Here is a 13,112-nt window from a genome sequence, read left to right on the forward strand (position 1 = left end):
AAGGCGAAAGGGAAAAGGTTATTCAAGGTTACAAGACACTGTGACCTTTCGCCTTTAACCTTTTCCCTTTCACCTTTCGCCCTGTATCATAATCGTACACCTACTGTTACGCCTGCGTACAGTTGTAATTTGAGCTATGAATTAACTATTTGATTTTCAGCTGTTTTAATAATTGGTATGTATTTTAAACTGCATTGCGGGTAAATACATCACAATGCTTAAGAACTATATTAAAACCGCATGGCGTAGTTTAAAACGCAATAAAATATTTTCGTTTATAAATGTATTTGGCCTATCGGTTGGCCTGGCCTGCTGTATGCTGATAACGGCATACGTTTATAGTGAATTAAGTTACGACAGATACCCGCAGGATTCCGGGCAGATTTATCGCGTTGGTATTAAAACTATTGAAAACGCGGGAACAAGCGAGTACCCCAACGTAGATGTTGCTGTAGCAAAAGGCATTAAAGATCAATATCCGCAGGTAAGCGATGTAACCAGGCTTACCGGCCGCAAACCATCATTTATTGAATACAATGGCAAAAAGTTTAAAGAAGAACACCTGTTTATGGTCGACGCTAATTTTCTGCAGCTATTTTCTATCCCCTTAATTGATGGCGAAAGCAAAACCTGCCTGAAAGAACCCAACAGTACCGTAATCACCGCGACATTTGCAAAAAAATACTTTGGCAATGGGCCCGCTGTAGGTCAGTCGTTACTGGTAGACGGGGAGCCCTATAAGGTTACCGGGGTTATTGAGAAAGTACCCGACAATTCCCACTTTCATGGCGACGCGTTTTTTAGCATGAATAATTATGTACGAACCGCGCATCAAACCTGGAGCAACATTGGTTATTTTACCTACATAAAACTAAACAAGAACGCCGACCCGAAAAAGCTGGAGTCGGCGTTTCCGAATGACCTGGTCAAAAAGTTTGTAGTGCCCGAAATTGCCCACGACATGAATGTAAGTGTGGCCGAGGCAAGTAAATCTGTAAATACCTTCCTGTTTTATTTGCAACCCTTAACCGATATCCACCTGCACTCGGCAACCAAATACGAGCTGGAAGCTAATGGCGATATTCATTACGTTTACATATTTGGTGTTTTGGCTATATTTATTTTGATGCTGGCCTGCATTAACTTTACCAATTTATCAACCGCCAGTTCGGCAAAACGGAGCAAAGAAGTTGGCATCCGTAAAGTATTAGGTTCAGAAAAAAGCGGGCTTATTTCACAGTTTCTTACCGAATCGGTACTGCTTACATTAGGGGCTATGGTACTGGCCATCGTATTCGTTTACCTGCTGCTGCCGGTTTTTAATGACCTGTCGCGCAAGCATATCGATATTAGTTTCTTTGTGAGTTTCCAGGCCATAGTTACCGAGGTATTACTTGTTTTTGTAGTTGGGGTTATAGCAGGTATTTATCCGGCATTTGTATTGTCGGGCTTCCAGATCATCGCTGTATTAAAGGGTGGCTCGGGGACTACCAAACAGGCCAGCAAAAACTATTTACGCAGCGGGCTTATCGTTTTCCAGTTTGCAGTATCTACCGCACTTATTATAGCCACATTTGTAGTTTACCAGCAATTGCATTACATGCAAAACAAAAAACTGGGCTATGATAAAGATCAGGTACTGGTAATAAATGAAACTTATTCGTTACGCAACAACATTGACGCATTTAAGCAGGAGTTGCTGCGCAATCCACAGGTTATAAATGCTACCATATCCAGCAGTGTTCCCGGTTCAGGAGGCGGTATTGACGGCACGCAGATAGATGCCAAGGAATTTAATGACAAAGGCGGCCACGCCGAAATTCATACAGATATTTTTCATGTGGATGAACACTATATACCCACTTTAGGGATCCAGATAGTAAAAGGGCGTAATTTTTATCCATCGTATCCCGGCGATTCCATGGCGGTGGTTGTTAACGAGGCGCTGGTGCGTGATTTGGGATGGGGCAAAAGCGATCCGATAGGCAAAACCATTGTCCGCTCGGCAAGAGCTCAGTATACTGTTGTAGGGGTAGTTAAAGATTTTCATTACGTATCAACAAAGCAAAAGATTGCGCCGCTGATGTTGTTGCCCGGCCACAGCATCAGTTCAATTATGGTTAAGGTAAAAACAAAAGATATTAAAAACCTTATTGCCGATATGCGCACACAATGGGATAGCTTTAAAACTGATTTACCTTTCAGCTATTCCTTCCTCGACGAAAAATTTGCGTCGCTTTACGCATCAGAACAACAAACGGGGAAGATATTTACCGTGTTTGCCGTTGTTGCCCTGATAATAGCCAGCCTGGGCTTGTTTGGCCTGGCAGCATTCATGATCAGGCTAAGGGTTAAAGAAATAGGTATCCGTAAGGTTTTGGGGGCATCAACAGGCAGCATTACCACATTATTATCAAAAGAGTTTTTAAAACTTATTGTGATAGCATCGCTCATATCATTCCCTATAACCTGGTACGCCATGAGCAAATGGCTGCAGGATTTTGCCTACCGTATAAGCATCCAATGGTGGGTGTTTTTATTAGCAGGCTGTATTGCATTACTGGTAGCCGCAATAACCATCAGCTTTCAATCGGTAAAAGCGGCCCTGGCCAACCCGGTGAAAAGTTTGAGGAACGAGTAGGTGAGTGGTGAGTGGTGAGTGGTGAGTGGTGAGTGGTGAGTGGTGAGTGGTGAGTGGTGAGTGGTGAGTGGTGAGTGGTGAGTGGTGAGTGGTGAGTGGTGAGTGGTGAAAATTGCCTGTTAATTTAGGAATTATAGTTTAAGGTTGCGATTTAGAGTTTAGGACTTAGAGTTTTTAAATTATTATTTAGAGTTTAGAATTTAACTACACCGTTATGATAAAGAATTATTTACGCAGTGCTTTACGGAACATTACCAGGCACAAATTTATATCGTTCATCAATATATTTGGTTTAACCGTTGGGTTAAGCTGCTGTTTGCTGATTGTGGTTTACGTAATCAACGAGACGAGCTATGATAAGTTTAATGCCAATGCCGACGATATTTATCGTGTTACCCGCAGCTTTAATACGCCTGATGGGGTAGAAACGCTTCATTTAGGGGCGGTTGCGCCGCCGTTTGGCCCCTTGCTAAAAAATGAGTTTTCGGATATCAAAAAAGTCACCCGCATATACCCGGCAGGCGGCAGTTTAGTGATCAGGTATAAAGACAAATTGCTTACCGAGAATGAAGGCTACTTCGCTGATGAGAATTTGTTCGATTTTTTTAACATTAAAACCACCCAGGGAGATCCGAAGTCGGCATTGTCAGACCCGTTTACGATGATGATGACCGAAGAAATGGCGCATAAATATTTTGGCAACGAAGACCCGATAAACAAGGTGGTACGGTTGGGTAACCAGTTTAATTTTAAGGTAACCGGAATTTTTGAACCGTTGCCGGCCAATTCGCAGTTTCATGCTAAAATGCTGCTTTCATTTAATACCCTGAACGACACAGCGGTTTATGGCCGAAAAGGTTTGCAAACTAACTGGGGCAATAATTCCTTTTTTACCTACCTGTTGTTCCCCAAAGGATATAACGCAGATAAAGTGGCTGCGCAGTTCCCTGCTTTTTTGGATAAATACGTTGGTACACGCGAATCAAAAAACAGTAAACTGTCGTTTCAAAAATTCCTGAGTATCCACCTGCATTCTCATCTTGATGACGAGCTTGATCAAAATGGCGATATCAAAAGGGTTTGGATATTTTCGGCCATTGCGCTGTTTATCCTGCTTATCGCCTGTATCAACTACATGAATTTATCAACCGCCCGTTCGGCCTTAAGGGCAAGGGAAATAGGTATCCGTAAGGTTATTGGCGCACAGCAAAAGGAAATCATTATCCAGTTTTTAAGCGAATCGGTATTGATAACCGCATTTTCGCTGATACTGGCGCTTGGCATTACCTATGCGGTAATCCCGCTGGTGAACACTTTTTCGGGATTGTCATTATCTTTTAACCTGTTGTTTCAACCTCAAATAGTTACAGCCGTTGTTGCAATGCCTTTTGTAATTGGTATTATCAGCGGCATTTATCCGGCTATTTTTATGTCGTCATTTAAACCCGTAAAAGTGTTAAAGGGCCTGGTTAAAGTAGGATCGGGCAGTATTTCGTTCAGGAAGGTATTGGTGGTTATTCAGTTCTCCATATCTATCATCTTAATTGTTGCCACCACTATTGTTTTTCAGCAATTGAGGTATATGCAGCAAAAGGCGCTGGGTTTTAATAAAGATCATATCCTAACCGCAGCCAATCCTTTTACCCCCGGGCAATTTGAGGTTTTTAAAAATGAGGTTACCAAAGAAGGAATTGTGAAAGATGTATCCCGTTCGTCGCGGATCCCCTCCGGAAGGTTATTGGATGACCAGGGGATTTCCGTGATGCAGAACGGATCGTCAAAAATGGTGAACGCAGATGTAAAATACATCAATACCGATTACGGTTTTATACCAACTTACGGAATGAAAATGGCTGCCGGCCGTAATTTTTCGAAAGATTTTGGAACCGACACCAACAACTATGTAATCAATGTTTCGGCCGCAAAAGTGTTGGGCTGGCAAACCCCCGAGAGCGCCGTTGGTAAAGAAATTAGTTATGGTGGCGTAAAAGGGAAGATAATAGGTGTAGTTAATGATTTTCATTTTGAATCACTGCATCAAAATATCATTCCGTTACTGATGCGGATGCCGTCATTCGCCAACAACAGTTATCGCCGGTTATCTGTTAAAATTGATGGTGACCACGTTCAGGAGGCCATTAATACCCTGGAGCAGGCCTGGAAAAAATATCAGCCCGAGACCCCGTTTGAATATGTTTTCCTGGATGATAAATTTCAAAAGTTATACAACAGTGAGCAACAGCAAGGGAGCTTGTTTACTATATTCTCGTTCATTGCCATATTTATAGCCTGTTTGGGTTTGTTTGGTTTGTCGGCATTCACCATTACACAGCGGGTTAAAGAGATAGGTGTGCGCAAAGTTTTGGGCGCCAGCATCCCTCAAATAGTAACCGAACTATCTAAAGACTTTTTAAAACTGGTACTTATTGCATCGGTAATTGCATTACCCATAGCATGGTACTCCATGAGCAAGTGGCTGCTTGATTTTGCCTTTCGAATCAGTATCCAATGGTGGGTGTTTGTAATGGCAGGCGTAATTGCCGTTGTCATCGCTTTTTTAACTATCAGCTTTCAATCCATCAAAGCAGCATCGGCAAACCCGGTAAAAAGTCTTCGGAGTGAATAGTGAGTGGGCAGTTGTGAGTTTGCAGTAAGCAGCGAGGTGTTCGCTACAAAGTTATAAAGCGATAAGTACCAATGAACTAATGAACCAGTGAACTAATGAACAAAAAGAATGATTAAAAACTATTTTAAGATAGCCCTGCGCAACTTTTGGCGGCACAAGTTTTTTACGTTTATCAATGTAATCGGCTTGGCTATCGGAATTAGTTCGGCATTGGTTATTTATTTGATAGTACATTTTGATTTTACTTTTGATAAGTCGGTTCATGATAGCGACCGGGTATACAGGGTAGTTTCCAATTATACTTATGCCGGCGAACAGGCCTATAACCGCGGTGTTTGCGGCCCTTTGCCCGAGGCCGTGCGTACGCAGGTTAGCGGTGTTGAGGTGGCAGCCCCGTTCTTTGCATTGTATCAACCAAATGTATTTGTGCCGGGTAACTCCGGGGTGCCTGTTAAATTTAAACTGCAGGATCATGTGGTATTGGCCGATGAGCGCTATTTTGAGCTTTTTAACTATACTTGGCGTGCAGGCAAAGCTAAAACCGCATTCAATGGCCCCAACCAGGTAGTGCTGACCACCGACCAGGCCGAAAAATATTTTCCTAAACTGTCATACAATCAAATGATGGGCAGGGTTATTACCTATGATACCTTAAATACTGTTGTTACCGGCATCATAGAGCCGTTAAAAGGCAATACTGATTTTAAATCGCAGGCTTTTATATCTTACTCAACAGCAACTAATAACAAAGCTTTACAAGACGAATTAAGGCCGAAACATTGGGGTGGTACAACACCAGCATCACAGCTTTTTATTAAATTATCTCCTCAGGCTACAGTTGCGCAAATAACCAGGCAGCTGAATGAAATCCTGAAAAAACATAACCCGCCAACGCCATCCAATAAAGGCAATACGCGCAGCTTTGCTTTACAACCACTAAGCGATGTTCATTTTAATGCGCTTTACGGTACTTTTTATGGCGGCCGCACAGCAAGCAAAACAACATTGTACGGCTTGCTTGCCATTGCCATGTTTTTATTATTGCTGGGCTGCATCAATTTTGTTAATTTAACAACAGCGCAGGCTGCCCAACGCGCCAAAGAAATTGGCATTCGCAAAACAATGGGCAGCAGCAGGCTTCAACTTATCATTCAGTTTTTGACCGAGACCTTTTTTATTACCCTGATCGCAGTCGTTATCTCGGTTTTGATTGCGCCGGTGATCCTCAACTTGTTTAAAGATTTTATTCCTCAAGGGATTACGTTAGATCTTTTAAGTGAGCCCAATCTTATTGTGTTTCTGGTGGCGCTTACATTCGTAGTGAGTTTGTTATCCGGTTTTTATCCCGCGGTTTTACTATCGGGCTATAAACCGGTTTTGGTACTTAAAAACCAGGCATCGTCAAACAGCAGTAAAACACGGAATGCCTGGTTGCGTAAATCGCTCACGGTAACGCAATTTGTAATAGCCCAATTTTTTATTATGGCTACCGTATTGGTTAGCAAGCAAATATATTACGCGCTGCATAAAGACCTGGGGTTGAAGAAGGATGCTATTTTGATTATCAATTCCCCATGGAAAAATCGCACAGAAAGCCGTAACCAGGTATTTTTAAATAAGATTATCGCCCTGCCACAGGTGCAATTGGTAAGCCTGGGCAAAGATGCGCCGTCGTCTGATAATGGTAACTCAACCGAGGCTACTTTCCGCGATGGCAAAAAGGAAATTAAAATGGAGCTGGCTGAAAAATTCGGCGACGAAAACTACATTAAAGTATACCACATTAAATTAATAGCCGGGCGCAATTTACTACCGGGTGATACCTCAAAAGCATTTTTAATAAATGAAACCTACGCCCACGCCATTGGCTTTAAAAACCCAGCCGATGCGGTTGGCAAATACATCGACAATTTTAACGGAGATGTAAAAATGCAGATCATCGGTGTAGTACATGATTTCCATGCCGAATCATTACATGCGCCAATTAGTCCGATATGTATTTTAACCGAGCTTAACCACTACAATAACGGCACCTTCCACATCGCACTAAAGCCACAATCGGCCGGCGGTGATGACTGGAAAAAAGCGATTGCCGCGATGGAAGTATCCTGGAAGGAAATTTATCCCGAAGATGATTTTGAATACCACTTTTTTGATGAAAATATTGCCAGGTTCTACGATGCCGAGCAGCATACATCAACCCTGTTAGCTTGGGCTACTGGCTTATCGGTATTTATAAGTTGTCTTGGTTTATTAGGCCTGGCCATTTACAATACCAATCAGCGTACTAAAGAGATAGGTATACGTAAAGTACTTGGCGCCACCGTATCGCAGATAGTTGCGCTGCTATCAACCGAGTTAATATTAGTTATCCTGCTGGCATTTGCGCTGGTTACGCCATTAGCCTGGTACGCCATGAACAAATGGATGCAAAGCTTTGCCGACCGTACCAGCATCAGCTGGTGGATTTTTGTACTAAGCGGTGGCGGGATGCTGTTAACCGCCCTGATAATATCAAGCTTCCAGACCATAAAAGCCTCGATGGCTAACCCGACCAGGAGCCTTAGAAGTGAGTAGGCAGTTGGCAGTTGGCAGTTAGCAAGGCTGATGGATATACAAGCGGCACCAATGAACCAATGGACAAGTGAACTAATGAACCAATAAAATGATAAAAAATTACTTCAAGATTGCGTTCCGTAATTTCGGACGGCACAAGTTGTTTACAATGATAAACATTGTAGGGTTGTCTATCGGCATTAGTGCCGCTTTGGTAATTTACGTTATTGTAAATTATGATTTTACGTTTGATAAAAACCATAGGGACAGCGATAAGATTTACCGCGTGGTTACCGAGTATTCGTTTTCGGGCAATGTGGGGTATAACGGTGGCGTTACCGGCCCATTGGCGGGGGCTGTAAAAGCCGAAGTAACGGGCGTAAAAGACGTGGTGCCGTTTTTTACCAATGGCGGCATGAATGTATTTATTGCCAATAACACCAATGTACCCACAAGGTTTAAAGACCATGAAAATATTGTACTGGCCGATGGCAGATATTTTACACTATTTGATTATACCTGGCTTGCAGGATCGGCTAAAACGGCGCTGAACGAGCCTTACCAGGTGGTGCTTACGTCAGATCAGGCTAAGATATATTTCCCCAAGCTTTCTTACGGCCAGATGCTGGGCAAAACGGTAACTTATGATACCATTAAAACTACTGTTACCGGTATTATACAAACGCCTCAAGAAAACACCGACTTTAATTTTCATGATTTTATATCCTATAGTACTGGCCTCAACAATCCGGCCCTCAAAGATAATCTTCAGTTAACAGAATGGGGGAGTACCACATCTGCATCCGTATTGTTCCTTAAACTTGCAGATAATGCATCGGCAGCTAATGTTGAAAAGCAGCTGAATGTATTGCTAAAAAAGCATCATCCGCCTAAAAAGGAAGATGCCGGCAATACCCAGGTTTTTCATTTGCAGCCGTTAAGCGATCTGCACTTTAACAAAGATTACAATAATTTTGATGGTGGCCACACAGCAAGCAAGACAACCTTATATGGCTTACTGGTTATAGCTGCATTTTTGTTACTATTAGGTTGCATCAACTTTGTAAACCTTACAACAGCCCAGGCTTCGCAACGCGCCAAAGAAATAGGCATCCGTAAAACAATGGGAAGCACCCGCCGCCAACTGATAACCCAATTTTTGAGCGAAACCTTCCTGATAACCATTTTTGCAGTAATTATAGCGCTGCTGGTCGCACCATCCATCCTTAAACTATTTGCCGATTTTACCCCCAAAGGTATCACGGTTGATTACCTGCATCATGGCAATATCCTGCTGTTTATGCTTGCATTAGTGGTGGTTGTAAGTATATTATCTGGTTTTTACCCAGCGCTGGTATTATCGGGCTATAAGCCGGTTGATGTGTTTAAAAACCAGGCGCACTCGGGTACAAGTAAAACCCGTAACGCGTTTCTGCGTAAATCGTTAACTACGGTTCAGTTTGTAATAGCGCAATTTTTTATCATGGCTACCATATTGGTAAGCAAACAAATTTATTACGCCCTACATAAGGATCTGGGTTTTAAAAAAGATGCTATTATCAATATAACCATCCCGTATAAAAATTCAAATGAAGGAACAAAGCAGGTTTTTAAAAACAGGGTTGCCGCCATCCCGCAAATTGAAATAATGGCTGTTGGTAGTAATCCGCCATCTTCGGGCAATACCAACAGCACCGAGGCCACTTACAAAGACGGTAAAAAGGAGGTTAAAACAGATGTTCAGCAAAAATTCGGGGATGAAAACTACCTGAAGGTTTATAATATTAAACTACTGGCCGGCCGCAATATCACGCAAGCCGATTCAACAAAGGCTTTGATAATTAACAATACTTATGCCCGGACGCTCGGTTTTAAAAAGCCATCAGATGCGATAGGTAAAATGCTTGATTATAACGATGATAAAAAAATGGAGATAGTAGGTGTGGTTGCCGATTTTTATCAAAAATCATTACATGATGCCATTAAGCCGCTTGCCATACTTATACCATACCGTAAATATCAAAACCGTACTTTCCATATCGCTTTAAAACCACAATCAGCCGGGGGCGACGATTGGAAGAAGGCCCTTGGCAGCATGGAAAAAACCTGGAAGGAACTATACCCCGATGATGACTTTGATTATAGTTTTTATGATAAAAACATCGAAAAATTTTACGAATCAGAGCAACATACGTCTACCTTGCTTACCTGGGCAACAGGCCTATCTATATTTATCAGTTGTTTAGGTTTGTTAGGCCTGGCTATGTACACCACCAATTTACGCACCAAAGAAATTGGCGTACGGAAGGTACTCGGCGCGTCGGTTGCGCAGATTGTCACCCTGCTATCAACCGAGCTGATATTACTTATTTTACTTGCATTTGTGCTGGTTACCCCATTGGCCTGGTACGCCATGAACAAATGGATGGAAAGTTTTGCCGACCGTACCACTATCAGTTGGTGGATATTTGTGGCAAGCGGTGCAGGTATGTTATTGGCTGCACTATTTACACTAAGCTTCCAAACGGTAAAGGCCGCGGTTGCTAACCCTGTGAATAGTTTGCGTAGCGAATAGATTAGTTCATTGGTTCACTGGTGGCGGGCGGCAAACCTTAGTTTGATCTGCTGACCGCGCGGCCAAAAAACTAACAAACCATCCATGACCAATAAACAGTGAACCAACATACAAGACCAATGAACTAATGAATTATTGAACTAATGAACCAATAATATGATAAAAAACAATTTAGTATTGGCCTTCAGGAACATTTTGCGCAACAAGTTATACACCGCTATCAATATAGTTGGATTGAGTATCGCAAGCGCCTTTTGTATTCTTGTCTATTTATATCTAAAAAACGAGCAATCGTTTGATAAGTTCCATAACGACGTAAATAGGTTGTACAGAGTGGAAGAGTCGGACATATTTTCAAAACCAACTGATGATAAGAGCGAAAATGGTTTCTTTTCGTTTTTGACTAATACAGAAGATAAAAAAAATATAACCACTACGCCGCCTGCGTTAGCACCGGATATGAAGCGAAATTTCCCGGAGATTGAAAGTGCTGTGCGGTTTGAAGGTTTTTATAAACCGGTTATAAAAGTGGGCAACCAAAATTTTCAGGAAGATGACAATATCGTTTGCGCCGATGCCGATTTTTTTAAAGTATTTAGCTATCCGCTAATTAAAGGAGATCCCAAAACGGTTTTAAACGGTCGTAACCAGGTGGTGATTAGCCAGCGGCTGGCTAATAAATATTTTGGTGCTGCCGACCCCATAGGCAAAACCATCCAATTGCCGGGAGATACCAAACCTGTATTGGTAACTGTTAATGGTGTGATGAAGGATTTTCCGGCAAATTCAAGTATGCAGTTTGATTTGATCTTTCCGCTGGAGTCGAGAGAAGATTATAAGGAAAAGATTAGTAATGGAGTTAACTCATTTAGCGAAGTGCTGATTGTTAAAATAAAAGAAGGAACAGACGTGTTCCGTTTTCAGCAGAAACTCGATGTTTTTGCGAAAACTTATTTTAAATCGCTTACCGAATTCATGCAAAAGCAGGATCCAACAACCAAAGCTTCTGATACCCATATTTATTTAAGAAGTTTTGCCGATGCCCATTATAACCAGGGCGGGGCATGGGGACATTACACCAACCTCAAAAACATTTATCAACTGATAACCCTTGCAGTAATTATTTTGGTGATAGCCTGCTTTAATTATGTACTGCTTACGCTTACTAATGCTATTTCGCGATCTCAGGATGTTGGCGTTCGCAAAACCATAGGGGCAGGGCGAATACAAATCATTATGCAATATTATACAGAAACCCAATTGCTCGCTTTTATATCGGTATCAGCAGGCTTTGTACTGGCGGTGTCTGTAATGCCATTTTTTAGCACGCTTACAGGTGCCGGCATTAGCTTAAATAATTTTTCATCTGTTAATCTTTTAGTGTTGCTGCCCGTGCTGGCTATTTTGCTTGGCTTTGCAGCAGGCATTTACCCTGCTTATGCCATGTCTGGGCTAAAACCTCTAAATATCATGAGAGGGTTTTCGGCTTATCGCATTAATCCTGTATTGTCAAAAAGCCTTATCATCATACAGTTTTCGGTTTGTGTTATTTTAGTGATATCATCGTTGGTGATTAATAAACAAATGCGTTTTATTAATCAAACCGAGATGGGGTTTGATAAAGACCAGGTTGTGGTACTGCACAATCCTTATGATTATGCGGATAAACAAAACGGCAACCGATTAAAAGAGGCCATATATCATTATGCCGATACTGAACCATCCCTGGATGGCGCAACAGGCGCTTCATTTTATTTTGATGTGGCAAGCACCAACGGGCATACCATTAACGGCAAAAGTGTTCCGGTTGATTTTTTAAATGTTGATTATGATTATTTTAAATTCAACAAAATACCAATTGTTAAAGGGCGCGATTTTTCGCGTGATATAGCAAGTGATAGCGCCAGAATGGTGCTGTCTGAAGAGCAAAAGGCGCCCGCCGGAACCAAGATCAGGCACAATGTAGTTGTAAATCAAACATTGTATAATATGCTTGGTAAGCCGGCACTTGATGTATATAATACCACCATTGGTGGTATTATTATTGGCGTTTGTAAAGATTACCACAACCGCGATCTCACCCAGGTGATCCCACCGGCCTATCATACCATCAACCGCGATCCTATATTTTATTACTGGCTGCGGATAAAGGCACACCAAAGCATTCCGGGAACTATGGCTAAATTAAAAAGCGAATGGAACAAATTAACCAATAACCTTCCGCTTACTTATACTTTCATGGACCAGGATGTTGCCAAAAGCTACGATGCTTATTTGCGCTGGATGACTACCATTACCGTATCATGTATCATCGCTATCATACTTGCTTGCTTAGGATTGTTTGGCCTATCCGGCCTTACAACCATTAACCGCACAAAAGAGATTGGTATCCGCAAGGTACTTGGGGCATCGTTGGTAAATTTGTTTGTGTTGCTTAACAGGGGCACAATATACCTTGCGCTGGGCGCATTTGTAATTGCCGTTCCGCTGTCCTGGTACCTGGTAAACCAATGGCTGCAAAACTTTGCATATCGCATAACACCCGATTGGTTCCTTTTTACTATCGCTGGTTTTATAGCCATAGCTACCGCTTTGTTGGCTGTGAGTTACCATACCTTAAAGGCGGCCAGAGCAAACCCAGTGAAGAGCTTGCGTAGCGAATAGCTTCGTTCATTGGTTCACTGGTTCATTAGTTCATTGGTCTTGTGTGGTTA

General features: G+C 42.1%; 5 protein-coding genes. All 5 read left to right on the plus strand.

What is annotated here, in order from left to right; translation table 11 throughout:
• Positions 1-214: 214 nt before the first annotated feature.
• The 5 genes from ACFGVS_RS03845 to ACFGVS_RS03865 all read left to right on the plus strand — a co-directional run bounded on the left by ACFGVS_RS03845 (position 215) and on the right by ACFGVS_RS03865 (position 13,062).
• A complete protein-coding gene (locus ACFGVS_RS03845) occupies positions 215-2,641 on the plus strand; it encodes an ABC transporter permease (RefSeq protein WP_439697533.1) in 2,427 nt (808 codons plus the stop codon).
• Between the two features lie 214 nt (positions 2,642-2,855).
• Positions 2,856-5,267, plus strand: coding sequence for an ABC transporter permease (locus ACFGVS_RS03850; protein WP_439697534.1), 2,412 nt, complete (start codon positions 2,856-2,858; stop codon positions 5,265-5,267).
• Between the two features lie 108 nt (positions 5,268-5,375).
• On the plus strand, positions 5,376-7,844 hold the full coding sequence (locus ACFGVS_RS03855; RefSeq protein WP_439697535.1) for an FtsX-like permease family protein: 2,469 nt from the start codon (positions 5,376-5,378) through the stop codon (positions 7,842-7,844).
• Positions 7,845-7,932: 88 nt separating this feature from the next.
• Positions 7,933-10,398, plus strand: a complete 2,466-nt coding sequence (locus tag ACFGVS_RS03860; RefSeq protein ID WP_439697536.1) for an ABC transporter permease — start codon at positions 7,933-7,935, stop codon at positions 10,396-10,398.
• Positions 10,399-10,554: 156 nt separating this feature from the next.
• Positions 10,555-13,062 carry an ABC transporter permease gene (locus ACFGVS_RS03865; protein ID WP_439697537.1) on the plus strand — a complete coding sequence of 836 codons (2,508 nt, stop codon included), beginning with the start codon at positions 10,555-10,557 and terminating at the stop codon, positions 13,060-13,062.
• Positions 13,063-13,112: the final 50 nt, after the last annotated feature.

The sequence above is a fragment of the Mucilaginibacter sediminis genome (assembly GCF_051903035.1).
Classification (GTDB): Bacteria; Bacteroidota; Bacteroidia; order Sphingobacteriales; family Sphingobacteriaceae; genus Mucilaginibacter.